The 23,559-nt window shown below is 71.6% G+C and carries 24 protein-coding genes and 1 other RNA gene; 9 read left to right on the plus strand and 16 right to left on the minus strand.

The features are described from left to right. Positions 1-34 precede the first annotated feature (34 nt). Entirely contained in the window at positions 35-643 is a 609-nt protein-coding gene (locus C1729_RS05950; RefSeq protein WP_207204649.1) for a DNA-3-methyladenine glycosylase I, read from the plus strand. Next, positions 634-1,584: a DNA-3-methyladenine glycosylase family protein gene (locus C1729_RS05955; RefSeq protein ID WP_102509122.1), complete on the plus strand. Its 951-nt coding sequence runs from the start codon at positions 634-636 to the stop codon at positions 1,582-1,584. Before C1729_RS05950 ends, C1729_RS05955 begins: the two co-directional genes overlap by 10 nt. A 174-nt stretch (positions 1,585-1,758) precedes the next feature. On the opposite strand, the gene C1729_RS05960 is transcribed toward C1729_RS05955, so the two are convergent. The 3 genes from C1729_RS05960 to C1729_RS05965 all read right to left on the minus strand — a co-directional run bounded on the left by C1729_RS05960 (position 1,759) and on the right by C1729_RS05965 (position 4,129). Beyond that, positions 1,759-2,037, minus strand: a complete 279-nt coding sequence (locus C1729_RS05960) for a VOC family protein (protein WP_340637938.1) — start codon at positions 2,035-2,037, stop codon at positions 1,759-1,761. Positions 2,038-2,040: 3 nt separating this feature from the next. Then, positions 2,041-2,187, minus strand: a complete 147-nt coding sequence (locus C1729_RS15285; protein WP_340637939.1) for a VOC family protein — start codon at positions 2,185-2,187, stop codon at positions 2,041-2,043. 286 nt (positions 2,188-2,473) lie between these two features. After that, on the minus strand, positions 2,474-4,129 hold the full coding sequence (locus C1729_RS05965) for an FAD-dependent oxidoreductase (RefSeq protein ID WP_102509123.1): 1,656 nt from the start codon (positions 4,127-4,129) through the stop codon (positions 2,474-2,476). Between the two features lie 298 nt (positions 4,130-4,427). Here C1729_RS05965 and C1729_RS05970 point away from each other — a divergent pair, with 298 nt between their 5' ends. The 3 genes from C1729_RS05970 (at position 4,428) to C1729_RS05980 (ending at position 6,254) form a co-directional block, all read left to right on the plus strand. After that, positions 4,428-4,685 carry a metal-sensitive transcriptional regulator gene (locus tag C1729_RS05970; RefSeq protein ID WP_102509124.1) on the plus strand — a complete coding sequence of 86 codons (258 nt, stop codon included), beginning with the start codon at positions 4,428-4,430 and terminating at the stop codon, positions 4,683-4,685. Between the two features lie 166 nt (positions 4,686-4,851). After that, a complete protein-coding gene (locus C1729_RS05975) occupies positions 4,852-5,802 on the plus strand; it encodes an SPFH domain-containing protein (RefSeq protein WP_102509125.1) in 951 nt (316 codons plus the stop codon). 8 nt (positions 5,803-5,810) lie between these two features. Then, positions 5,811-6,254 carry a type II toxin-antitoxin system antitoxin gene (locus C1729_RS05980; protein WP_102509126.1) on the plus strand — a complete coding sequence of 148 codons (444 nt, stop codon included), beginning with the start codon at positions 5,811-5,813 and terminating at the stop codon, positions 6,252-6,254. 479 nt (positions 6,255-6,733) lie between these two features. Here the strand turns inward: C1729_RS05980 and ssrA are convergent. The 7 genes from ssrA to prfB form a co-directional block, all read right to left on the minus strand. Beyond that, positions 6,734-7,102: a transfer-messenger RNA gene (gene ssrA / locus C1729_RS05985) on the minus strand. 133 nt (positions 7,103-7,235) lie between these two features. Next, positions 7,236-9,164 (minus strand): DUF2207 domain-containing protein, encoded by a 1,929-nt coding sequence (locus C1729_RS05990; RefSeq protein WP_165375432.1) that lies wholly within the window; start codon positions 9,162-9,164, stop codon positions 7,236-7,238. Between the two features lie 54 nt (positions 9,165-9,218). Then, positions 9,219-9,746 (minus strand): SsrA-binding protein SmpB, encoded by a 528-nt coding sequence (gene smpB / locus C1729_RS05995; RefSeq protein ID WP_102509128.1) that lies wholly within the window; start codon positions 9,744-9,746, stop codon positions 9,219-9,221. 151 nt (positions 9,747-9,897) lie between these two features. Next, positions 9,898-11,310, minus strand: coding sequence for a M23 family metallopeptidase (locus C1729_RS06000; protein ID WP_102509129.1), 1,413 nt, complete (start codon positions 11,308-11,310; stop codon positions 9,898-9,900). Between the two features lie 2 nt (positions 11,311-11,312). After that, complete coding sequence (gene ftsX, locus C1729_RS06005) at positions 11,313-12,227, minus strand: permease-like cell division protein FtsX (protein WP_102509130.1); 915 nt, start codon at positions 12,225-12,227, stop codon at positions 11,313-11,315. 10 nt (positions 12,228-12,237) lie between these two features. Then, positions 12,238-12,927 carry a cell division ATP-binding protein FtsE gene (gene ftsE, locus C1729_RS06010; RefSeq protein WP_102509131.1) on the minus strand — a complete coding sequence of 230 codons (690 nt, stop codon included), beginning with the start codon at positions 12,925-12,927 and terminating at the stop codon, positions 12,238-12,240. 219 nt (positions 12,928-13,146) lie between these two features. Beyond that, positions 13,147-14,268, minus strand: coding sequence for a peptide chain release factor 2 (prfB, locus tag C1729_RS06015; RefSeq protein ID WP_102509132.1), 1,122 nt, complete (start codon positions 14,266-14,268; stop codon positions 13,147-13,149). A gap of 152 nt (positions 14,269-14,420) precedes the next feature. Between prfB and C1729_RS06020 the strand changes: the two genes are divergently transcribed. The 4 genes from C1729_RS06020 (at position 14,421) to C1729_RS06035 (ending at position 19,664) form a co-directional block, all read left to right on the plus strand. After that, positions 14,421-16,724: an LLM class flavin-dependent oxidoreductase gene (locus C1729_RS06020; protein ID WP_242493733.1), complete on the plus strand. Its 2,304-nt coding sequence runs from the start codon at positions 14,421-14,423 to the stop codon at positions 16,722-16,724. A gap of 532 nt (positions 16,725-17,256) precedes the next feature. Beyond that, the gene (locus tag C1729_RS06025; RefSeq protein ID WP_129590678.1) at positions 17,257-18,213 is read left to right on the plus strand and encodes a hypothetical protein; all 957 of its coding nucleotides are present in this window, start codon (positions 17,257-17,259) and stop codon (positions 18,211-18,213) included. Between the two features lie 61 nt (positions 18,214-18,274). Beyond that, positions 18,275-19,090, plus strand: coding sequence for an aldo/keto reductase (locus C1729_RS06030; RefSeq protein ID WP_102509135.1), 816 nt, complete (start codon positions 18,275-18,277; stop codon positions 19,088-19,090). Between the two features lie 139 nt (positions 19,091-19,229). Next, positions 19,230-19,664, plus strand: coding sequence for a ScoMcrA-related endonuclease (locus C1729_RS06035; protein ID WP_102509136.1), 435 nt, complete (start codon positions 19,230-19,232; stop codon positions 19,662-19,664). A gap of 162 nt (positions 19,665-19,826) precedes the next feature. Here C1729_RS06035 and C1729_RS06040 read toward each other — a convergent pair whose 3' ends face one another. The 6 genes from C1729_RS06040 to C1729_RS14730 form a co-directional block, all read right to left on the minus strand. Next, the gene (locus C1729_RS06040; RefSeq protein ID WP_102509137.1) at positions 19,827-20,498 is read right to left on the minus strand and encodes an HAD-IA family hydrolase; all 672 of its coding nucleotides are present in this window, start codon (positions 20,496-20,498) and stop codon (positions 19,827-19,829) included. A 9-nt stretch (positions 20,499-20,507) separates the two neighbouring features. Then, positions 20,508-21,494, minus strand: coding sequence for a GmrSD restriction endonuclease domain-containing protein (locus C1729_RS06045; protein WP_340637940.1), 987 nt, complete (start codon positions 21,492-21,494; stop codon positions 20,508-20,510). A 262-nt stretch (positions 21,495-21,756) separates the two neighbouring features. Next, positions 21,757-22,221 carry a hypothetical protein gene (locus C1729_RS06050; protein WP_102509139.1) on the minus strand — a complete coding sequence of 155 codons (465 nt, stop codon included), beginning with the start codon at positions 22,219-22,221 and terminating at the stop codon, positions 21,757-21,759. After that, on the minus strand, positions 22,218-22,676 hold the full coding sequence (locus C1729_RS06055) for a pilus assembly protein TadE (RefSeq protein WP_102509140.1): 459 nt from the start codon (positions 22,674-22,676) through the stop codon (positions 22,218-22,220). Before C1729_RS06055 ends, C1729_RS06050 begins: the two co-directional genes overlap by 4 nt. Further along, the gene (locus C1729_RS06060) at positions 22,673-23,071 is read right to left on the minus strand and encodes a TadE/TadG family type IV pilus assembly protein (RefSeq protein WP_102510553.1); all 399 of its coding nucleotides are present in this window, start codon (positions 23,069-23,071) and stop codon (positions 22,673-22,675) included. Before C1729_RS06060 ends, C1729_RS06055 begins: the two co-directional genes overlap by 4 nt. A gap of 4 nt (positions 23,072-23,075) precedes the next feature. Beyond that, positions 23,076-23,366: a hypothetical protein gene (locus C1729_RS14730; RefSeq protein ID WP_207204569.1), complete on the minus strand. Its 291-nt coding sequence runs from the start codon at positions 23,364-23,366 to the stop codon at positions 23,076-23,078. Positions 23,367-23,559: the final 193 nt, after the last annotated feature.

The following is a 23,559-nucleotide window of genomic DNA, read 5'->3' on the forward strand; positions in this document are numbered from 1 at the left end:
GGAGGCTGCGACCCCGCTCGAGGCACCGAACGAGGTGACGGTTGACCCCGAGCGCCCCGACCTCGTCGTCGGCGACGACGGCCTCGCACGCCCGCGCTGGGCCGCGTCCGACACGCTGCTGCGCGAGTACTACGACACCGAGTGGGGCATGCCCGTCCGTGACGAGCACGGCCTCTTCGAGCGGCTGAGTCTCGAGGCCTTCCAGTCGGGCCTCTCGTGGGCGACCGTCCTGCGCAAGCGCCCCGCGTTCCGTGAGGTGTTCGCGGGCTTCGACCCCGAGGCCGTCGCACGCTTCGACGACACCGACGTCGCGCGGCTCCTCGCGGACGCGCGCATCATCCGCAACCGCGCCAAGGTGCTCGCGACCGTGCAGAACGCAGGCGCGACGCTGCGGCTCCGCGAGGACGGCGGGCTCGCCGAGCTCGTGTGGTCCTTCCAGCCCGACGCGACCCCCGAGCCGCGCACGTTCGCCGACGTCCCCTCGTCGTCGGCCGAGTCTCGGGCACTCGCGAAGGAGCTCAAGCGGCGCGGGTTCACCTTCGTCGGCCCGACGACGGTGTTCGCGCTCATGGAGGCCGTCGGCATCGTCGACACGCACCTGCTCGGCTCGCACCGGCGCGGGACGTCGGGGGTGTGGGTCTGAGCGGGGTCGCGGCGCACGCGCCGACGCCCCAGGAACCCGCGCCCGCAGGCGCGTGGCTCAGCGCCTCCCCCGCGGTCGTCCTGCCCGTGCGCGGACCGTGGCAGCCGCTCGTTGCGCTGCGCGCGCTCGCGGCCCACGACGTCCCGGGCTCGACGACGACGAACCTCGGGACCGCGAGCCACGTCCGGCTGCTGACCCCGGAGGGCCCACCCCACACGCACGCCACAGGTGACACGACGACCGTTCGTCCGACCACGCCGCACCTCGTCGCGGTGACGCTCCGCACGGATGTCGTCGAGGTCCGCACGCCCGAGCCTCCGTGGCCGGGGCTCGCAGACGTTGTCTCGCACTGGTTCCGGCTCGACGACGACATGCGCGCGGCGGAACGTCACCTCGCGACGGACCGTCGCCTCGCGCCGCTCGTCGCGGCACGCCCTGGGCTGCGGCCGCTCGGCCATCCCGCGCCGTTCGAGGCCGCGGTCACGGCCGTGCTCGGCCAGCAGGTCTCGCTCGCGGCGGCGCGCACGTTCGCGGGGCGGCTCGTCTCCGCGTTCGGGTCCCCGGGGCACTCGGGCCTGCTCGCGTTCCCGGGCGCGCCGACGCTCGCGGCGGTGCCCGTCGACGAGCTACGAGCGGCGCTCGGCGTCACAGGTTCCCGAGCCCGCACGGTCGCAGGGCTCGCACAAGCGGTCACTGACGGGCTCGACCTGCGTGAGGCGCGCCGCGACGAGATGCTCGCGCTGCCCGGTGTCGGCCCGTGGACGGCCGACGTCCTCGCGCTGCGCCTCGGCGCCGACGACGTCGTGTGCGCAGGTGACCTCGTGCTCCGACGCGCGCTCGGCCTCCCGGACGCGCGCACCGTCGAACGTCGTGCCGCGGCGTGGAGCCCGTACCGGTCGACCGCGCTCTGGCACCTGTGGGCGGGCGCGGTCTACGCGTAGGACCGGTCGCGCCAAGGCCGGGGTTCGATTCCCCGCACCTCTCGTCGCGCGGTCGAGAGCCGCTCTGTCGGGCACGGGTCGGTGATACCGCTGCACTCCCGGGCCACTTGCACCCTCACGGCAAGCACCCCGGGGCCGCGGCCTTGCGCCGTGCAGCCCCGGGGGCGTCGAGCCTCAGCCCTGCGCCTGGCCGGGGCCCGCGATGTTCACCATCCAGCGCGCCCCGAACCGGTCCGTCACCTGCCCGTACCAGTCGCCCCAGGGCGCCTGCTCGAGTGGCAACGTCACGGTGCCGCCGTCGGCAAGCCCGTCCCACCACGACCGCAGCGTCGCCTCGTCATCACCCGTGAGCGCCGTCGTGACGTCCGAGCCGACGGAGTACTCCATGACGGAGGGAGTGTCCAAGGCCATGAGCGTGACGCCGCCCGCGATCCCGTCGAGCTGGCCGTGCATGACCTAGTCGGCCTCCTCGGGCGACGCGTGGCCGGGCATGTCCCCGAACGTCATGAGGCTGAGCGTCCCGCCGAAGATCTCGGCGTACCGCTCGAGCGCGTCGCGGGCCTGGCCGCGGAACGAGAGGTAGGGGTTGAGCGCGAGTGTCATCGTGGGCCTCTGGTCGTCGTCGACGGACCGTCCCAGCGTGCGCCCACGCATGTCACGGCGCCCATGGCGCAGCACCCACACGTCTGCGCCGTTTCCCGGCGTGCGCCCGCGCTCGTGTCGTGGACGCCCCGTGGTGCCCGGCCAGGGCTCCGGCACGCACGCCGGGCATGGCAGGAGCCCCGCTGCAGGGATCAGCGGGGCTCCTGGGGCGTCGCACGCCAAGGGTTGCGTGCGGCGCGTGACCGGTGCAGCAGGGGAACGGCGCCGGCCGGTCGGGTGGGTCGTGTCAGACCGTCGCGGGGACGGTCCGCATGGCCGCGGACCACGTGCGGTAGCCGCCGTCGAGGTTGACGGCCGTGTGCCCGAGCTGCATGAGCAGGCGTGCGGCGGTGTGGCCGCGCTGCCCGACGGCGCAGTGGACGACGACCTCTCGATCGGCGAGCTCGCCGTGGCGGGCCCGAAGCTCGTCGACGGGGATGTTGAGCGCGCCCGGGATCGCCCCGGCCGCGTTCTCGCCCGCGGTGCGGACGTCGACGAGCAGGGCGCCGCCCGCAAGGGCGTCGTCGAGCTCGTGCCACTGCAGCGAGCGCGTCGTGCCGTTCGCGAGGTTCTCCGCGACCATGCCGAGCATGTTGACGGGGTCCTTCGCGGAGCCGAACTGCGGCGCGTACGCGAGCTCGAGGTCGGCGAGGTCGGAGGCGGTGAGGCCGCCGCGCATCGCGGTCGCGATGACGTCGATGCGCTTGTCGACGCCGGCCTCGCCGACGCCCTGCGCGCCGAGGATCGCGTCCGTGGCGGCGTCGACGACGAGCTTGAGCGCCATCGAGGTCGCGCCCGGGTAGTAGCCGGCGTGGTCGGCGGGGTGCGTGTGGATGATGCGCACGTCGCGGCCCGCGGCGCGGGCGCGCTTCTCGGACCAGCCGGTGCTCGCGGCGGTGAGGCCGAAGACGCCGACGACGGCGGTGCCGAGGACGGGCAGGGCCTTAACCTCGCGCCCGACGATCGCATCGGCGACGAGCCTCCCGTGGCGGTTGGCCGTCTGGGCGAGCGGGACGAAGCTGTTCGCATCGTCGATCGCGTCGCGCTTGAGGGCGACGTCACCGACGGCGTAGACGTGCGGGTCGTTCGTGCGCTGGGCGGCGTCGACGAGGACGGCGCCGCGGGCGCCGGTCTCAAGGCCGGCCTCGCGGGCGAGGCGGGACTCGGGGGTGACGCCGACGGCCATGACGAGCAGGCCTGCGGGGACGCGGGTGCCGTCGGCGAGGACGAGATCGTCGCCCTCGACAGCAGTCGCGCCGGAGCCGGTGCGGACGGTGACGCCGTGCGCCTCGAGGCGGTCCTGGACGAGCCGGGCCATCTCAGGGTCGAGGTGCGGGAGGACCTGGTCGGCGAGCTCGACGAGCGTGACGTCGAGTCCGCGGGGGGCGAGGGTCTCGGCGAGCTCGAGGCCGATGAAGCCCGCGCCGACGATCGCGGCGCTCGTCGGGGCGTCGCCTGCGGCGAGCGCGGCGACGATGCGGTCGACGTCGGCGACGTCGCGCAGGACGTGGGCGCGCTCGGCGCCGGGCAGTCCGGGGCGCACGGGGGCGGCGCCGGTCGCGAGGACAAGATCGTCGTACGCGATCTGCTCGGTGCCGGCCGCGCTGCGCACGGTGACGGTGCGGGCGTCGCGGTCGATGCTCACGACCTCGTGGCCCGTGCGGACGTCGAGGTCGAAGCGTGCGCGGAGGCTCTCGGGGGTCTGGAGGAGGAGCGCGGAGCGCTCCTCGATGACGCCACCGATGTGGTAGGGCAGACCGCAGTTCGCGAACGAGACGTGCTCGCCCTTCTCCAGGACGACGATCTCGCGCTGCTCGTCGAGACGACGCAGGCGCGTCGCTGCGGACATCCCCCCGGCGACGCCGCCGACGATGACGGTGCGGGGACGGCGGTTCTCAGTCACTGCGGCCGCCTCGTCTCAGCGTCCGAAGAGACGCGAGAAGAAGTTGCCCCCACCCTCGGCGGGTGCCGCGTCGCGGTCACACGTGCACCACTGGCCGGCGGGGACTGAGGCCTTGACGCTGTCGACGTGCTGGCCGCAGCCGGCCCACGTGGTCTTTCCGCAGGACGTGCAGGCGACGGGACGGCACATGTGAGTTCTCCTCGGAGGTCGGGGCGGATACCCCCACGGGCATCCGATGACGCCAAGATACACACCCCGGGGGGTATCTGCAAAACACCCCTGGGGGTATGCTCGGCGCATGCAGCTTCCCGAGGAAACCACCCAGTCCGCCATCCGCCGCCTCAAGCGCGCCCAGGGGCAGCTCGGCGGGATCATCCGCATGCTCGAGGAGGGACGCGACTGCGAGGACGTCATGGTGCAGGTCGCAGCGGTCGCCAAGGCCGTCGACCGCGCGGGCTTCTCGATCATCGCCGGCGGCATGCGCGAGTGCCTCGTCGCCGACGACGGCACCGAGAGCACTGCGCGGCTCGAGAAACTCTTCCTCTCCCTCGCCTGAGCCCGAGAGCCCCGGCCGCACTCCGCCCACGACGCCCGGAGCGCACGACGGCGCGCTCCGGGCGGTCGCGCGCCCGGAGGGGGACCCCCGTCCTGCAGCACCGCCCCTCGCCCCGATAATGTGATATCACTTTGATAGCGGTTCACCTCGAGAGAAGGGCACGACCATGAACGACACCGACGAGTCCGTCGGCGGCACCCCAAGCACCGTCCCCGTGGGCCACGACGGCGTCCGCGTCGACGTCGACGAGCGCACCGTCGCCATGACGAACGGCTGGGCAGCACTCGGCGGCGCGACACTCCTCCTCGTCCTCGCCGTCGCGTCGTTCGTCGCGATCGAACTCGTCGACGCCACAGGGCTCAAGGCCCTCTTCGCGGTGACCGGCGCGCTCCTCACACTCTTGTCGATCCTCGTCTACAGCGCCCTCGCGATCGTCAACCCCGGCCAGACGAAGGTCGTGCAGTTCTTCGGTCGCTACATCGGCACCGTCCGCCGCACGGGCCTCGTCTTCACGCCGCTCCTCTCGACGCGCAAGACCGTCTCCGTGCGCGTGCGCAACTTCGAGACGAGCGAGCTCAAGGTCAACGACGCCGACGGCAACCCCGTGAACATCGGCGCCATCGTCGTCTGGCAGGTCGCCGACACCGCCCGCGCGACCTTCGCCGTCGAGGACTTCGTCGACTTCGTCGAGGTGCAGGCCGAGGCCGCGCTCCGCCACGTCGCGACCACGCACCCGTACGACAACGCCGACGCGGGCGAAGCCACGCTCCGCGGCTCGACCGACCAGGTGTCGGCCGAGCTCGCGCACGAGGTCGCCGAGCGCGTCGCCCTCGCCGGCGTCGAGATCGTCGAGGCCCGCATCTCCCACCTCGCGTACGCGCCCGAGATCGCCCAGGCCATGCTCCAGCGCCAGCAGGCCGGCGCGATCATCGCGGCCCGCGAGAAGATCGTCGAAGGTGCGGTGAGCATGGTCGAGACGGCCCTCGAGCGCCTCGAGCGCGACGCGATCGTCACGCTCGACGACGAGCGCCGCGCCGCGATGGTCTCCAACCTCCTCGTCGTCCTGTGCGGCGACTCGCGCGCGACGCCCATCGTCAACACGGGCACGCTCCACTGACAACGACCATGCCGAGCAACCCGACGTCGCCGCAGGACCCGGACGCCACGAGCGCCCCGGGCCCTGCGGCGACGCCCGCCCCGGACACGTCCGGGGGGGGAGCGTCGGGCCCAGGTGCATCGGAGGCGAGAGCGTCGGCCCCGGGCGGGTCGGGGTCAAGAGCGTCGGGCCCGGGTTCGTCGGGGGCCGAAGCGCCGGGGACGCACTCGACAGGCGCGGACACCGCCACCACGTCCGACGTCCCGGCGCGCAAGCCGCGCGCGGTCCGCAAGCAGGTGCTCCTGCGGCTCGATCCCGCGGTGCACGACGCCGTCGCACGCTGGGCCGACGACGAGCTGCGATCGGTCAACGCGCAAATCGAGGTCATCCTCCGCGAGGCGCTCGGCCGCGCAGGCCGCGCGCCCCGCGACGCGGCGCCGCTCCCCCGCCGCGGCCGCCCCCCGTCCACGTGACCCTCCAGGCCGAGAGCCTGACGACGGTTGCTGACGCATACCCGTGCCAACGTCCACGTGTTCCGACGCCCACCCGCGCCGACGCCCACGTGTTCCGACATCCACGTGTTCCGACATCCACGTGTTCCGACGCCCACGCGTTCCGACATCCACGTGTTCCGACGCCCACGCGTTCCGACATCGACGTGTTCCGATAGCCGATCGGTGCGCCACCGCTGTTCGGATCGACTATCGAGGCGCACCATCGCGCTACCGCCCTCGTCCGATAGCCGATCCGCACACGTCGCGCGTCCGGATCGGCTATCGAGCGCTCGCGTCGTCTCGCGCGCTCGTGGCCGATAGCCGATAGCCGATAGCCGATAGCCGATAGCCGATCCTTGCGCTTCCTGCGCACCGATCGGCTATCGAGCCACAACGCCGACGGCCCTAGAGCACGACGAAGGGCCTCCCGCCGGTGGCGGGAGGCCCTTCGTCAACAGGGGTGGAGGTGCGGGGAATCGAACCCCGGTCCGGTGACGCGTATCCAGATCTTCTCCGGGCGCAGTCTGCTAGTGGATTTTCTCGGCCCCAGCCCTCGAGCAGACGCTCAGCTGACAGGCCCAGTCGCCTAAGAGTCCCCGCGTCGTCAGCGACGAACGACGCGAGCAGTGGCTTCCTAGATGACGCCAGGACCCGGGACGGAAGCTAGCCCGGACTGACGGACTTCGAGGCTCGCTCAGGCGGCGAGGGCGAAGTCGGTGCGCTTGGAATCGGCACCTATTGGTTTGCAGACATCGTTAACGAGATAAGTCTGCATTCTCGGCCCGCTTCTTCTCGAAGCACGACCACCGTCGAAACCGATCACCCCCTGTGCAGTTGTCAAGCAACGCCCGTGAGCGCCACCCCGAGGGGTGTGCCTGACGAACGTCTCCACTCTAGTCGATGAACGCTCCGCCGCCCCACCGTATTTCCGGCCGCGCTCACCAGTCGCCGGCGCCGCAGTCACCAGCCGCCGGCGCTGCCCCCGCCCGTCCCCGAGCCCGACGACGATGAGCCGCTCCGGCCTGAGCCGCCCGACGACCCGTGCGTGCTGCTGTCGTCGGATGCGCTCGACGACGCACGCTCACGGCGCCGCTGCTCGCTCTCGAGGTCCCGACGGAGACGCGTCGTGTATCGCGGAAGCTCGTCGTAGAACCGTTCGGGGTCCTCCCAGCCTGCAGCCCAGCCCGGCGCGCCCACCACCCCACCCGTGGCTGCCAGCGCGTGTGCGGCGCGGACGGCCACCTTCTCGTCGCCGAGCGCGACGAGGACCGCCACGTGCGCCGCGAGGTCCGCTCCACCCGACCGCGGGTCGACGCGCATCGCTCGCACCTCGCGCCGGTAGCGCGCGATCTCGCGGCGAGCGGCGGCGCCCTGCGCGGTCACGCCGACCGTGAACCGCGACACGAGCCTGACGATTCCCCCGAGGATCCACAGGCCCACGCACCACCACACGGCGCCCACGAGCACGTCCGTGCCGCGGAGCACCTGGATGACGACGACGAGCGCGCCGCCCCACCACGCGACCCGTTGCATCCGTCGGCCCGCCGCCCACCACCGGGCACGGCGGCGTCCCGGGGGCTGGGTGAACCAGCCGCGCGCCGTGACGTCGGCGTCGAGCTGCGCCCGCAGACGGTTCGACCTTGCCGCGAGCTCGTCGACCGTCCACGCCATCTCGAGCGCCTGCCCGACGGCCGGGCACGCCTCGACGAGGACCGCGCGGGCGAACGGCGACAGGCCGTCGTCAGGTCCCCGCAGGGTCCGCACCATGAGCGGCGTGCCGCGCGACTCCCCCGTCGTCTCGATGCGGACGTGCCCGAGCCGCGCGAGGTCGAGGACGGCCGCGAGCAGGTCACGAGGGTCGGCCCGGCCGTCGACGAGCACGCCGATCTCGGCGGCAGGCCACGGGAGCGGGCCGACGCCGCCGTCGGTGCCGCCCCGCACGTCGGGCCCCGCCCCAGCGACGCCCGCACGATCGGCACCCGAGGTACCCCGGTCTCGGCCCCTGCGCACGAGCAGCAGCACGCCGACGAGCGCCGTCCCGCCGAGAACCGTCGTCGCGACCCGGCTGACGAGGGCGTCGGGCGCGAACGCCGAGAGCGCGCGGTCCCCGAACGACAGCTCCTCGCCGGGCTCGAGACCGAGGAACGGCCGCAGCGCCGCGCCGGACGCGGTCGTGGGCTCGAGCCGCGGTGCCGGGTCGCCGAGCGTCCCCGCCGGCGTCACGGCGACGACGGTCATCGCACCGCCGACGGGAAGCCGGTCGGCCGTGAACGTCGCCACCTTGCCCTTCGCGCTCTCGGACGAGCACCCGCCACGTCGCCCAGCCCTGCCGGCGTGGCACACGACATCGGTGACGGGCCCGGGCGCACGCACCGTGACGGCAAGGTTCTCGATCGGGACGCTGACGTCTGTGAGGACGTTCCAGTAGAGCTGGTCCCCGTCCTTCGTCGAGCTCGCCCCGTTGACGAGCCCGCGCGCGGTGTACGTGAGGGTGTACTCGTGCGTGCCGCGGACGGTGACGTCAGGGTCGCCGATTCGCAGCTCGAGCGCGTGCGACGTCGTGCGCACGTCGAGGTCGTCGGGTGCCGTCGGGCTCGTCACCTCGATGTCGTCGTACGCGTACGTCCGGTCGTGCTCGGCGTCCCAGCCGTGCCGCGTGACGAGCGTGAGCAGCGGCCCGTGGCCGCCGCCCGCGAGGTCGAACGTGAGGTCGACGGTGACGCGGGCCGTGCCCGCGTCGTCGAGCACGACGTCGACGTCGTACCGGGTGATGCGCCACGACGAGCTCGCCTGAGCGGGCAGCGCACCCGCGACGACGATCCCGAAGGCGATGACGAGCGCGCCGAGAAGGCGCGCAGAACGACTGAACTGTCCCCTGAGTCCATGCACGGTCGACACCGTAGCGTGCAGAGCCGCCCGCCGCACACGGGCGAGCCGGTGGTGTCAGGTGAGCTCGCGGCGACGCATCGCGCGGTGCGCCTCGAGGTTGTCCTGCCGCTCACGGAGCGTCTGACGCTTGTCGTACTCCTTCTTGCCGCGCGCGAGCGCGATCTCGACCTTGGCGCGGCCGTCGAGGAAGTAGATCTGCAGCGGGACGATCGTCGTGCCCTTGGCGTCGGCGTCGTTCGCGAGCCGCACGATCTCCTTCTTGTGGAGCAGCAGCTTGCGCTTGCGGCGCGGCGCGTGGTTGGTCCACGTACCCTGCGTGTACTCGGAGATGTGCGCGCGCTCGAGCCACGCCTCGCCACGGTCGATGAGCACGAACGCGTCGACGAGTGACGCGCGTCCCGCGCGCAGCGCCTTGACCTCGGTGCCCGTGAGGACGATGCCGGCCTCGTAGACGTCCTCGATCGTGTAGTCGTGCCGCGCCTTCTTGTTGCTCGCGACGAGCTGCCGCGTCGGCACGCGGCCCGCGTCGGGACGCTTCTGCTTGGAGCCGTCGGGGATCTGGAACACCTTGCCCTTGGCCATCACCCCTCCTCTCCGTCTGCGCGCGCCCGCGGCGCGCGGCTGCCCCTCGGGTGGTGGGGGCCCCTTCACGATACCGGTGGGCAGCGCCCTGGGACGACCGCTTTACTGGGCGTCCACCCTGACTCGGCCGGGGTGGCTGCAGCGGGGCGGCTCAGAGCATCGACATGGGGTTGACGGTCTGCCCGTCGACGTACACCTCGAAGTGAAGGTGGCAGGCCGTGCTCGTGCCGGTGTTCCCCGAGTAGCCGACGAGCTGACCCTTCGAGACCCGCGCCCCGCTCGACACCGCGAAGCGCGAGAAGTGGTTGTAGCTCGACATGAGGTTCTTGCCGCCGACCTCACCGTGGTTGATGAGCACCTGGTTGCCGAAGCCGGCGCGGTACTGCGCCCACACGACCTTGCCCGCGGCGGCGGCGTAAATCGGCGTGCCGCAGTAGGCACGGAAGTCGGTGCCCGCATGGAGGCGCACGTAGCCGAGGACGGGGTGGAGCCGGTAGCCGTAGTTCGACGTGATGTGCGGGACCTTCGTCGGGTACGCGAAGAAGCCCTTGCCCGCAGGAGGCTTCGGGTCCGATGTCGGCGGTGAGGGCGTGCTCGGCGTGCTCGGTGTGCCGCCGGCCTTGTCCTTCTCGGCCTTCTTCCTCGCCTCCTCCTCGGCCTTCTTCCGCGCGGCTTCCTCGGCCTTCTTCCGCGCGGCTTCCTTCTCCTTGCGGATCCGGTCCTTCTCCTTCTTCGTGAGGCCGATGATGTCCTGGATGTCGTTCGCGAGGGCGCTGGACGCCTGCTCGGCCTTGTCCTTCGCGTCGAGCTGCGCCTGCTTGCGCTTCTCGATGACCGCGAGGTCAGCCTTCTCCTTCGCGAGAAGGTCCGCGACGGCGGCGCGCTTGCTCGACGCGGTTGCGCGAGCCTTCTCGGCGACGACGACTGCCGCGTCGGCCTCCGTCTTGAGGTCGGCGACCGTCTCCCGCACGGCCTCGAGCCGCACCTGGGAGTTCCGCGCGGTCGCCTCGGACTCCTGAAGGTCGGTGAGGGTGTTCGTCTGCACGCGGAGCGCCGTCTGCGACAGCGAGAACCTGTTGACGAAGTCGGTCGCCGACTCAGCCCCGACGACGAGGCTCATCGAGTCGGGAGCGCCCTCGCCCCGGTAGGCGCGACGAGCCAGCTCGGCGATCGACGACTTCGTCGACCTGTTGAGCTCGACCTGCTCCTCGATCTTCGTGACGAGCGCGGCCTCCTCGCTCTGCGCGTCGGCGAGCCGGTCGGCGAGCTTCTTCGCGGCGCTCTCCGCGGACGTCAGCTCGGCCTCGGCGACGTCGAGCGCCGCCTGCGCGACGTCGAGGTCGGCCCGCACCTTCGTGAGCCGCACGTACGCGGCAGCCATCTCCTGGTCCGTGTCCTCGAGGTCGTGCTCGAGCGACTCGATCGTGTCGTCCGCGGCGGCCTTGCGCCGCTCCGCGGCAGCCTGCCGCTTTGCGAGGTCGTCGAGCGTGTCGGCACCCGCGGGCGGAGCGACGAGCCCGACGAGCGCGACGGACAGGAGGACGGCAAGAGCACGGCGCAGCATGGTCACACCTTCATGTACCGGCGGAGGGTCACGACCGACGCGACGAGCGCGAGGACGACCGCGACGGCGAGCAGGAGCGGGGCGATGAGGAGGACGTCGGACTGCCCGACGAGCGGGACCCAGTCGACCTGTCCGGCGAGCCAGTCCGTGATGAGGTACTTGACGCCGAGCCACAGGCCGCCGCCCGCGAGGAGCGCGCCGATGCCCGCCGCGATCGCGCCCTCGAGCATGAACGGCAGCTGGATGAAGAGGTTGGACGCGCCGACGAGCCGCATAATGCCGGTCTCGCGCGAGCGGGACAGCGCCGAGAGCCGGATGGTCACGGTGATGAGGAGCGTCGCCGCGACGAGCATGAGCGCCGCGAGCCCCACCGTCATGACCGACGCCCGGTTGAGGACGAGGAACAGGGAGTCGAAGATCTTCCGCTGATCCTCGACAGACTCGACGCCCGGGCGGCCGGAGAGGACGTCGGCGACGATCTCGTAGCGTTCCGGGTCCTTGAGCTTGATCCGGAACGACGCCTGCATGTCGTCGACCGTGATGGCCTGCGCCCAGTCCTGACCCTCGAAGTACTCCTGGAAGGAGCGGAACGCCTCTTCCTTCGTCTCGAAGTAGGGCTTCTGGATTTCGGGCGCAAGCTCGGGCGAGTCGAGGAGCGCCCAGATCGCGTCGATCTGCTCGGGCGTCGCTTCGCCGTCGGCGCACTGGACGTTCGGGGAGCCGGCCGGGCACAGGAAGACCGAGACCTCGACCTTGCCGTACCAGTCGTCCTTGAGCTTGCCGACCTGGATCTGCAGGAGCCCCGCGGCGCCGACGAAGGTGAGGGAGATGAACGTCACGAGGATGACGGCAACCGTCATCGACAGGTTGCGGCGCAGGCCGATGCCGATCTCGGACAGGATGAACTGAAGTCTCATGTCAGCCCCCTCAGCGCTGCGAGCCGTAGACGCCGCGGCGCTGGTCGCGCACGAGCTCGCCCGTGGCGAGCTCGAGGACGCGCTTGCGCATCTGGTCGACGATCTCGTCGTCGTGGGTCGCCATGACGACGGTCGTGCCGGTGCGGTTGATGCGGTCAAGCAGTCGCATGATCCCCAGGGAGGTCGTCGGGTCGAGGTTGCCCGTGGGCTCGTCGCACAGGAGGATCGGCGGCCGGTTAACGAACGCGCGCGCGATCGCGACGCGCTGCTGCTCACCGCCCGAAAGCTCGTGCGGGCGCCGCTTCTCCTTGCCCTCGAGGCCGACCATCTCGAGGACGTCGGGCACGACGGTCATGATGTGGTGCTTGGGTTTGCCGATGACCTGGAGCGCGAACGCGACGTTCTCGAAGACCGTCTTGTTCGGCAGGAGCCGGAAGTCTTGGAAGACGGCACCGATCTGGCGGCGCAGCGCGGGCACCTTCCAGCTCGAGAGTGTCGCGACGTCCTTGCCTGCGACGGTGACGGTTCCGGACGTCGGGCGCTCCTCACGCAGGACGAGCCGGAGGAACGTCGACTTGCCGGAGCCAGAGGCGCCGACGACGAACACGAACTCGCCACGCTCGATCTCGAGGGACACGGAGTCGAGCGCGGGCCGCGCGCCGCGCGCGTAGACCTTGCTGACGTTGTCGAGGCTGATCACGGGTGCTGCACGTTCCGTTCGGTCGGGTCGGGCGGTCGGCCGCGAGCGGGCACGACGGGATCGTGCGGCAGCGAGGCCTTCTCGAGACTAGGCACGCGCAGGCGTCGATCCGTGCGGGACACGCCGCGCGCGACGTCCAGGGACCTCACAGGCTCACGGGACGCGTGACGGCCGCGACCCAGAGGGTCGCGGCCGTCACGGCAGGCGGTGCGGGCTGCGTCAGCCCTGCTCGGCCTCGAGCTGGAGGTTGCGGCGCCAGCGGATGCCGGCGGCCATGAAGTCGTCGATGTCGCCGTCGAAGACGGCTGCGGTGTTGCCGACCTCGTGGTTGGTGCGCAGGTCCTTGACCATCTGGTACGGCTGGAGAACATAGGAGCGCATCTGGTCGCCCCACGACGCCTTGATGTCGCCCGCGAGTTCCTTCTTCTTCGCCTTCTCCTCGGCCTGACGCTCGAGGAGAAGACGCGACTGCAGGACGCGGAGCGCTGCAGCGCGGTTCTGGATCTGCGACTTCTCGTTCTGCATCGAGACGACGATGCCCGTGGGGATGTGGGTCATGCGGACAGCCGAGTCCGTCGTGTTGACCGACTGGCCGCCGGGTCCCGAGGAGCGGAAGACGTCGACCTTGATCTCCGACTCGGGGATCTCGATCGAGTCCGTCTGCTCGATGAGGGGGACGACCTCGACCGCCGCGAACGACGTCTGGCGGCGACCCTGGTTGTCGAACGGGGAGATCCGCACGAGGCGGTGCGTGCCCGCCTCGACGGAGAGGTGACCGAAGGCGTAGGGCGCCTTGACCTCGAAGGTCACGGACTTGAGGCCCGCCTCCTCGGCGTAGGACGTGTCGAGGACCGCGGTCGCGTAGCCGTGGCGCTCGGCCCAGCGCAGGTACATGCGCATGAGCATCTCGGCGAAGTCGGCGGCGTCGACGCCACCCGCGCCCGCACGGATCGTGATGACGGCCTCACGCTCGTCGTACTCGCCCGCGAGGAGCGTCCGGATCTCAAGCTGGTCGATGTCCTTGCGGATCGCCGCGAGCTCGGCCTCGGCCTCCTCGAGCGTCTCCGCGTCGTCGCCCTCGACGGCCATCTCGACGAGCACCTCGAGGTCGTCGATGCGCGAGCCCATGCCGGCGACGCGCTCGAGCTCGGACTGCGCCTGCGAGAGGGCCTGCGTGACCTTCTGCGCGGCCTCCGGGTCGTCCCAGAGGTCCGGCGCGGCCGCCTGCTCCGTGAGGTTCGCGATCTTCGCGCGCAGCGCGGTCGGGTCGCTCACGGCCGCGATGGTCGCGAGGGTCGTCCTCAGCGCGGTGATCTCTGCAGGGAAGTCGATGATGGCCACGATCCCCAAGAGTACGCGACGGGGACCGTCCCCCCGCGCGGATCCACCATCGCCCGCCGTAGCGCCCGGGACGTGCTCACCGTCACGTCCGGGACGTGCCGGGAATGACCACGACGGGAGGAGCATTGGGAAAGGAGGACGCGGCGCATGCCGTGACGACGACGGAGGGACGCGACGTGCACTACGGACACCGGCTCGAGACGGGGGTGTTCGTCACCCCGACGGCACGTCCTGCACAGAACCCGGTCACGCTCGCTCAGCTCGCCGAGGAGCTCGGCTACGACCTCGCGACCTTCCAGGACCACCCGTACCAGCCTGCGTTCCTCGACACGTGGACCCTCCTGTCGTGGGTCGCCGCGCAGACGAACCGCATCCGCGTCATGGGCAACGTCCTCAACGTCCCGCTGCGTCAGCCCGCGGTCCTCGCACGCTCGGTCGCGAGCCTCGACCTGCTCTCGGGCGGCCGCGTCGACCTCGGTCTTGGCGCGGGCGCGTTCTGGGACGCGATGGTCGCGATGGGCACCGACCGCCTCACTCCCGGCCAGGGCGTCACGGCGCTCGGCGAGGCCATCGAGATCATCCGGGGCGTCTGGGACGAGCACGAGAAGAGCCCCCTGCGCGTGGCCGGCGAGTTCCACCACGTCGACGGTGCCAAGCGCGGTCCGTCGCCGTCGCGTGAGATCCCCATCGTCGTCGGCGCCCTCAAGCCGCGCATGCTGCGGCTCGTCGGCACGCAGGCCGACGGCTGGCTGCCGTCGCTGGCGTACCTCGCGCAGATGGACGGGGGCACGGGGGTGCGCGCGTTCGTCGAGGGCAACGCGACGATCGATGCGGCCGCCGAGGCCGCGGGCCGCGACCCGCGCGAGGTGCGCCGCCTGCTCAACATCAACGGCCGCTTCTCCCCCGTCCGCACCGGCTTCCTCCAGGGTCCGGCCGAGACCTGGGTCGAGGACCTCCTCCCCCTCGTCGTCGAGCACGGCCTCGGCACGGTGATCCTCGGCACGGACGAGCCGGCCGTCATGACGCAGTTCGCGCAGGAGGTCGTGCCCGCGCTCCGCGAGCGCGTCGACGCCGCGGTCGAGGGCGGCTCGCGCGGCGTGCGCGTCCGCTCCCGCAGGGCGCTCGAGCTCCGTGCGCCCGAGGTCGACTACGACGGTCTTCCCGCGTCGCTCGCCGAGACGGCCGTCGAGCCGGGCGACCGCGACTATCACCGTGCGCGCGGCGGCTACATGCGCGGCGGCTCGCCGGGCATCGTCCTGCGTCCCGGCTCGACCGCCGAGGTCGTCGACGCGCTCGCGTTCGCGCGTCGTCAGCCGCACCTGCCCCTCGGCATCCGCTCGGGCGGCCACGGCATCTCGGGACGTTCGACGAACGCCGGCGGCATCGTCCTCGATCTCGGCAAAATGCGGAAGGTCGAGGTCATCGACTCCGAGGCGCGCCTCGTGCGCGTCCAGCCCGGCGCACGCTGGATGGACGTCGCGCGCGAGATCGGCCCGCGCGGCTGGGCGATCAGCTCGGGCGACTTCGGCGGCGTCGGCGTCGGCGGGCTCGCGACCGCGGGCGGCATCGGCTTCCTCGGCCGCGAGCACGGCCTGACGATCGACCACGTCCGCGAGGTCGAGATGGTCCTCGCCGACGGCTCCGTCGTCGTCGCGAACGACTCCCAGCACACCGAGCTCTTCTGGGGCGTGCGCGGTGCGGGCGCGAACCTCGGCGTTGTGACGTCGTTCGTGCTCGAGGCGCGCGAGGTCGGCGAGCTCGGCTGGGGCACGCTCACGCAGGACGCGGAGGACACCGCGGACTTCCTCGCCCGTTGGGGCGCGTACGTCCAGGACGCGCCGCGCGACACGACGAGCTTCCTCCTCATGGGGCGGCCCCGCGCGGGCCAGCCGAGGGTCGTGCAGACGATGACGATGGTCGACTCGTCCGATCCGGACACGATCGTCGAGCGGCTCCAGCCGATCGCGGCGATCTCGCCGCTCTACGGCCAGGACGTGCGCCTCACGACGTACACGCAGGTCATCGCGAACGCTCCCGAGGAGGGCCACGTCTCCGACGGCGAGCCGCACTCGCGCTCGGGCCTGCTTGAGCGGATGACGCCCGAGTTCGCGGCCGCGGCCGCGGCGCTGCTCGACTCGGGCGAGGTGTTCTTCTTCCAGATCCGTGCGACCGGCGGCGCGGCGTCGGACGTCGCGCCCGACGCGACCGCGTACGCGCACCGCTCCGCGTCGTTCGCCGTGAGCGCGATGGGCGTCGACGGCATGCGCCTCGAGCGCGCGTGGGCGCCGCTGCGCGAGCACTTCGTGGGCCTGTACTCGAGCTTCGAGACCGACGAGTCCCCCGCGCGTGTCCGCGAGGCGTTCCCGCCCGCGACGCTCGCGCGCCTCAAGGCGCTCAAGGCCGACGTCGATCCCGACGACGTCTTCGACGCGAACTTCGACGTGACGAAAGGGTGAGTGCGCAGGGTGCGTGAACCTGCGGCCTGAGCAGCGTGGTAGGGCCCGCGTGGCGCGGGGAAGACCGCTGGATCGCGGAACCAAGGTCCCGAGCGACAACCACGCCCCCTGCCATAGTGGGCATATCCGATATCGTTCGCACGAGCCTTCAGGGGTGTTCGCTCATGTCTCACCGGAGAATCTCACTCACCGCCCTTCTCGCCGTTAGTCTGGCGCTGCCGATCGTGGCCGCGCCGACGGCGACCGTCTCGCTGCGGACGCTCGGGCTGTGAACAGGCGCTCGGTGCGTGCGTGCGTCACGATCGCCACCGTGGCGCTGCTCGCGGCGTGCACGCCCGCCAGCCCACCGGCGGCGACCGCCGATCCGTCCACCGCGGTCTCGGCCGCACCGGACCCGACTACCCCGGCGCCGGCAGCAAGTCCGTCGTCCCCGGAGGGCCCTCCACGCGATGTCGACCTCGAGTGGCGCTCGGTCCTGACGCTCAAGTACCCGACGTCAGAGGTTGACATCCTGGACCATACGAACACGGCCATGATCATCCAGACCATCACCGCGGACGACGACGTCACCCTCACCTACACGCGCCCGGACGGGTCATCCTCGACCCTGGTGCGAGATGACGGTCACTACGTCCAGGATGCCTGGGTGGTAAATGACGACGTCCTCATCTTCGGCTCGATCGACGGCGGGTGGGAGCCGCCGTACCAGCTCGAGCTGTGGACACCCGGGCAGCGCACAGCTCGCGCCCTCACCACCGCCCACGGGCTCGAGACCCTCTCCGAGGCGGCCGTCGCGGACGACACTGTGTACTACATCGTCGACGGGCTGCAGAACTCCTGCCTCTTCCGCGCGACGGTCGAGGGAGATGACCTTGAGCGTCATCACGTCTCCTGCTCGACGCCCGAGGAGACCGGCCTGTGGTGGCTCCGCGACGCGGGACCGACAATCTCGTGGATCGCGTCCTCGAAGAGTCGTGTCGCTCCGACCAACGGCGAGTTCACCTGCTCGACGTTCTACCGCCTGACCAACGGCAGCGACGTGCCCGAGTCGGTTCCGGGGGCCGACTGCGTCAGCCGCGGCGCGGCGTCATCGACGATGGCAGCATGGTCGACCGCGCCGGCCGTCGACCCCGAGACCAGCTCCAGCAGCTGGGACGAGGCCGCGATGTACGTCTCGGGTTCCGGGGCGCCCGTCGCCGTGGGCCTCGGATCAGCAGGCAGCGAGGTCATGTGCGGCGATACCGCCCTGTGGCAGTCGGACGTGCCGTCGTCGATCCCGGGGGCCCCAGCCACCCACCACCGCGCGTGGACGCCGGAGCTCGGCGCCGTCCAGCTGCCCCAGCCGCCCGGCACCAACGTCGAGACGAACACCCTCGTGAAGGCGCTCTGCATCGACGGCACGACGATCGGCACCGAGAGGTTGAACAACACCATCCGCGTCATGGACTACTTCGTCGCCGACATCAGCGCGCTTCGCGACCCGCCCTGATTCCTCACCGCAACCGTCCGGGCGTAGCCTCGGGAAGGCCGCAACCGACGAGGAGACCCCCATGACCACGTTCACCACGACGACGACGTTCACCAACGGCGTCGCGATCCCCACGCTCGGCTTCGGCACGTGGCAGGTGCCCGACGGACCCGCGACGTACGACGCCGTCACCGAAGCCCTGCGCGTCGGCTACCGCCACATCGACACGGCGCGCGCCTACGGCAACGAGGCGAGCGTCGCGCGCGCGATCGCCGACTCCGGCATCCCGAGCGAGGAGATCTTCGTGACGACGAAGATCCCCGCACAGCTCAAGACGTACGACGAGGCGGTCGAGTCCATCCGCCTCTCGCTCGACAAGCTCGGCCGCATCGACCTCATGCTCATCCACGCGCCCTGGCCGTGGGACGCGATCGGCTCCGACCACACCGCGGGCAACGCCGAGGTGTGGCGGGCTATGGAGGAGGCGTACGAGCGCGGCGAGCTCCGTGCGATCGGCGTATCAAACTTCGAGGTCGAGCACCTCACGGCCCTCCTCGGCACCGCGAAGGTCACTCCGCACGCCAACCAGATCCGGTTCTTCCCGGGGCACGCGCAGGCGGGCGTCGCGTCGTTCTGCGCCGACCGCGGGATCGTCGTCGAGGCGTACTCCCCGCTCGCTACCGGCGCGCTGCTCGACAGCCGGGAGCTCGCAACCGTCGCCGAGCGCTACGGCCGCACGGTCGCGCAGCTCTCGATCCGGTACGTCCTGCAGAAGGGTGCGGTCGCGCTCCCCAAGACGACGACGCCCTCGCGCATGGTCGAGAACGCCGACGTCGACTTCGAGATCTCCGCGACGGACATGGCGTACCTCGACGGGCTCGCGGACCCGACGGTCTGAGACTCCGGCACGCACGAGCGGCGCGTCACGCCCATGCGTGGCGGGCCGCTCGTGCGCGGGCCGTCGGCGTGACGATCGTCTCGTGCACCTCGCTCGATCGCGGTCGGGTTGGCCCGGCGGGGGCGTCTAGGCTCGGGGTGTGGCGACTTTCTCTTCCGTGACGCAGCAGCACATCCTCCAGGCGATCGCCGAGTACGACGATCGCGGGGCTGAGAACTTCCTCGGTGTCTACGGGTTCATGCCTTCCCGGGGCTACACGCTCGTCCATGACGGTCGGACGTACGACTCGAAGGCGATCCTCGGCGTGGCGCACCGGTACGCGACCGGTCGCGCGGCGACGTCCGACGAGTTCCACGGCGGGGCGTCCGGCGCCGCCACGATCCTCCGCAAGCGCGGGTTCGAGGTGACCGAGCCGGAGGGCGCTCAGCGCTCGGCGGCTGCTTCCCGGAAGGCTGCAGCACCCCGCAAGGCGGCGGCGCCGCGCAAGCCTGTCGTTCCCGAGCGCGAGGCGCCGGTCTGCCCGACGTGCTTCATGACGCTTCCGGCGACCGGAGTCTGCGACAACTGCGCATAGCCGGCCCTCGCCGACCCGACCTACGCCTCGACGGCGTTCGTCGACCCGGCCGGAGCCGTAGGCGCCCCCTCCGACGATTCCGCGCACATGACTGCTGGGAGCAACCATCCGCGCGGATTCTTGTCCGTATGGGTCCCGGCATCGACTGATCGCCGCACCGCGTCACCGTCGCGTCCCGATCGTCAGCACGGCCTCGTCGCCGTCGCGTCGGACGGTGACGTCCTTGAGGTCGTGGGCGCGCGGCAGGCCCTCGGTCGTCGCAGACGAGTGCTCGCCGACGACGAGCACGCGCGCTCTGGCCGTGAGCGCGGAGGCGATGCCCGCGTCGGCGTCCTCGAGGACGAGGCACGCCTCGATCGGCACGCCGAGCAGCTCGGCGCCGCGCAGGTAGGGCTCGGGGTGCGGCTTGCCGCGGGAGACGTCGTCGGACGTCACCGTGACGGTCGGGACGGCGACGCCGCTCACACCCATGCGCGCGACCGCGAGGTCGCGGGGCGCGCTCGTCACGAGCGCGACCGGCACACCGAGCTCCGCGAGGCGCGCCATGAACGCCGCGGCGCCGGGTATCTCGACGACGCCGTCGTGGCGGTCCGCCTCGCCCGCGAGGAGATCGTCGGCGAGCCGGTCACGTTCCGCCGCCGGCAGGTGCGGCAGGAAGTGGTCGACGGTCGCGTGCGTGAGCCGGCCGTGGCAGTACGCGAGCACGTCGTCGACGTCGAGGTCGTGCTCGGCGCTGAACTCCGTCCATGCCCGGACGACGGCCGCGGTCGAGTCGATGAGGGTCCCATCCATGTCGCACAGGACAGCGGTGGCGCGCAGAACTGTCTCGGTCATGGCCCGAGCCTACGGGCGCTCACACGTGATGCCGTCGCCGTCACCGTCGCGGTAGTAGTAGTACTCGGGGTCGCGGTCCGCGTAGTAGGGGCCGGCGCCGTGGCGGATCGCTTCCTTGCACGTGCCGTAGTCGGGGTCGAGGTCGTCCTCGCCCGTGGGCTTCTTCGTAGGCTTCGGGGCGTCGTCGGGCCTGTCCCCGAGGACGATGACGCGGACGACAGAGTCGTCCGTCGGCAGCGGCTCGTCCGGGCACGCGCCGAGGATGCGCTCCATCGTCGTCTTCTCAGCGGCCGTCACCCACAGCCCGTACGCGCGCTTGACGGCGATCTGGCGCGCGACGTACTGGCAGCGGAACGGCTTGTTGGGCGGGAGCCACGTCGCCGCGTCACCGTCACTCTTCTGCTGGTTGAGGGGCCCGTCGACGGCGAGGAGGTTGAGCGGGTCGTTGCCGAAGCTCGCGAGCGTGTCCGCGCTCCAGCGCTGCGCGCCCTTCTGCCACGCGTCGGACAGCGCGACGACGTGGTCGATCTGCACGTCGTTCGACGTGGCCGAACCGCGCGTGAAGTCGATGCGGAGCGCGGAGTACGGGTCGGCGAGCACGCCGGACTCGACGACGCAGCCGTGCGTGCCGGACTTGAGCACGACGCCGGTGAGGTCGCGCCGGAGGATGTCGTTGCGGGTGTCGCAGCCGTTGCGGTCGAGGTCGACGGCGCGGTACTTGAAGGCGCCGCGGTCGTAGCCCGTCCTCGGGGCGCGGCCCTTGACCTTGAGTTCGGCCAGCGCGGCGAGCGCTGTGGCCTCTCCGGTGCTCGTCGTCAGGTCGTCGGGGTCGCCCGGCCGGCTGCTGTTGTCGTCCGTCGCCCCGCCCGGGGTTTGCGTGCTGTCGGTGGGGTCGTCACTCTCGGTTCCGGTCGGCGTCGGCGCCTCCGGCTCGTGGTTCTCGCCGCCCGTCCCGACGCCGCTCGTGCTTGTCGGCGCGTCGGCGTCGGTCGGCACGCTCCCCTGCGACGTGGCCGCGGCGCCCGGTGCCGTGGTGACTGGCGCCGTGGTTGCCGGTGCCGTGGTGCCATCGTCCGGAAGGTCGACGGAGGCGCACCCTGCGAGCAGCACGAAGCCCGCAGACACTGCCACGACCCACGCTGCGCGCGCACGACGTCGTCCCTGGTCCCCGCTCCCCATGCTCGGAGACTACCCGCGCGGGCAGGTGCCCCCGAGGATCGGAGGTCCGGCACGTCGTCGGGGCGTCTCCCCGGCGAGCTCAGCCGCCGGTCGTCTGCCGCGCCCGACCCGTGCCGACGACGACGATGCCGTCGTCACCGAGCACGTCCGCGAACGTCCCGACGAGCCAGGGCCGGACGGTGCGACGCAGCGTCACCGTGACGCTCGTCCCGTCGGTCGTCACCGTGACGACCTCGACCGGGTCGTCGGTGAAGCCCGACCCTGCAAGGTGCGCAGCGACCGAGGCCCGCACACCGCGCTCGGTGAGCGCGTGCGCTCCCAGGTTCTCCGGGTCCGTCGCCCTGTAGACGTCGTCGGCGCTGAGGTCCGCCGCCGCGAACGCTGCGGCGTTGTCCGCCGTCGACACGAGGCGCTTGCGCTCAAGCAGGAGCCCCGACACGGCGGCGAGCGTCACCGCGATCGCGATCGCGACGACGGCGACACCGATGACGAGCACGAGCACCTGCCCGTCGTCGCCGCGCACACGCCCACGGACCGACGTCATGGCACCTCCCGCAACGTCTCGACAGCACCCCGGTGCGCGGCGCACACGGTCACCGAGACTCCGGGAAGGCCGAGAACGTCGGTCCCCGGCAGGACGACATCGGCAACGACCCGGACGCCGATCTCCGTTCCCGGAGTGAGACAGGGTTTCACCGAGCAGGTGACCTCGACCGACGCGTCACCGGGTGAGATCCCGTGGTCGCCGAGCGCGAGCGCTGCGACGGCGTCCGCGCGGCGCACCGCCTCCGCGTCGTCCTCCGCGATGACATACGCACGCACGACGTCACGAGCCGCACCCTCGGTCGCGAACGCCGCGGCCTGGACCTGCGAGATCGCCACGACGAGGTAGATGACCGGCACGAGCAACAGGACGACCGCGGCGACGAGCTCGACCGCCGCGCCACCGGTGTCGTCCCGCAGCTGAGCGACGAACGGCGTCTCTGCGCGCTTCGTCATGACGGCTCCACAAGCGCGTGCCCCGTGACGCTCAGCCCGCTCGGCGGTCCGAACAGTGCGATGACGGGCAGCGGTGCGTCGACCCGCACCTCGACGAGCGTCGCGCCGTCGCGGACGACGGTGCGCGCGGCGACGTCCTGCGCATACGCCGTCGAGAGGCTCTCTGAGAGCAGGTCGCGCGCACGCTCACGCGCGTCGTCGAGCGTCATGCCCGAGCGCGCGCCGAGCCGCGCTCCCTCCGAGGCTGCGTCGATCGCCACGGTGCGCACGTGCAGGGCGAGCGCCAGCTGGACGACGGAGAGCAGAAGGAGGACCACGAACGCTCCGGCGATGACGAACTCTGCGACCGCGGAGCCCTCGTCGGATGATGCCTCCCGGACGAGCCGCGAACGCATGCGGTCAGGGGCGCCGGACACTCGTCACGGCCTCGCGGAAGACCTGCGGGAGCACAAGCTCCGCGGCGGCCCACACAGCGAGGACGACACCAGCGCTCATGACGGTGACGAGGACCCAACCGGGGACGTCACCTCGGTCGGAGCCGCTCTCCGTCGCGGCGAGCAGCCGCGCGTGCACACGGGTCGCCAGGGAGACGCGTCGGGGGCGTCGGCCCGCCGAAGCCAGCGACTGGCTCGGGGCGGTGCTGGCGGCTACGGGCGGGGTGTCGTTGCGGGGATCGAGCGTGGCGGTCATGCGGGTTCCTCCGGGGACGGTGGTCGGGACGTGCGTCAGGGGCGGGCAGGGATGACGGGGGGCTCTTTTAAACATCTGGCGCCGGCGGCGGGCCCCTTCGGGTGGGGGTTCGGTGGCGCGCGTGCCCTTTAAAACGACAACATCCGTGCTGAAAGTGAGTTCGGGTCGCTGATAAGCGTCACATCGCACTGCG

It is taken from the genome of Sanguibacter massiliensis, from assembly GCF_900240335.1.
GTDB classification, from domain to species: Bacteria; Actinomycetota; Actinomycetes; order Actinomycetales; family Cellulomonadaceae; genus Flavimobilis; species Flavimobilis massiliensis.

Bases quoted from the DNA above. Each gene is read 5' to 3' on its own strand.
- C1729_RS05960 (WP_340637938.1), bottom strand. From the start codon at position 2,037: ATGCACGGCCAGCTCGACGGGATCGCGGGCGGCGTCACGCTCATGGCC.
- C1729_RS15285 (WP_340637939.1), bottom strand. From the start codon at position 2,187: ATGACACTCGCGCTCAACCCCTACCTCTCGTTCCGCGGCCAGGCCCGC.
- C1729_RS05970 (WP_102509124.1), top strand. From the start codon at position 4,428: ATGCAGCTTCCCGAGGAAACCACCCAGTCCGCCATCCGCCGCCTCAAG.
- C1729_RS05975 (WP_102509125.1), top strand. From the start codon at position 4,852: ATGAACGACACCGACGAGTCCGTCGGCGGCACCCCAAGCACCGTCCCC.
- C1729_RS05980 (WP_102509126.1), top strand. From the start codon at position 5,811: ATGCCGAGCAACCCGACGTCGCCGCAGGACCCGGACGCCACGAGCGCC.
- smpB (WP_102509128.1), bottom strand. From the start codon at position 9,746: ATGGCCAAGGGCAAGGTGTTCCAGATCCCCGACGGCTCCAAGCAGAAG.
- C1729_RS06000 (WP_102509129.1), bottom strand. From the start codon at position 11,310: ATGCTGCGCCGTGCTCTTGCCGTCCTCCTGTCCGTCGCGCTCGTCGGG.
- ftsX (WP_102509130.1), bottom strand. From the start codon at position 12,227: ATGAGACTTCAGTTCATCCTGTCCGAGATCGGCATCGGCCTGCGCCGC.
- C1729_RS06025 (WP_129590678.1), top strand. From the start codon at position 17,257: ATGATCATCCAGACCATCACCGCGGACGACGACGTCACCCTCACCTAC.
- C1729_RS06030 (WP_102509135.1), top strand. From the start codon at position 18,275: ATGACCACGTTCACCACGACGACGACGTTCACCAACGGCGTCGCGATC.
- C1729_RS06040 (WP_102509137.1), bottom strand. From the start codon at position 20,498: ATGACCGAGACAGTTCTGCGCGCCACCGCTGTCCTGTGCGACATGGAT.
- C1729_RS06050 (WP_102509139.1), bottom strand. From the start codon at position 22,221: ATGACGTCGGTCCGTGGGCGTGTGCGCGGCGACGACGGGCAGGTGCTC.
- C1729_RS06055 (WP_102509140.1), bottom strand. From the start codon at position 22,676: ATGACGAAGCGCGCAGAGACGCCGTTCGTCGCTCAGCTGCGGGACGAC.
- C1729_RS06060 (WP_102510553.1), bottom strand. From the start codon at position 23,071: ATGCGTTCGCGGCTCGTCCGGGAGGCATCATCCGACGAGGGCTCCGCG.
- C1729_RS14730 (WP_207204569.1), bottom strand. From the start codon at position 23,366: ATGACCGCCACGCTCGATCCCCGCAACGACACCCCGCCCGTAGCCGCC.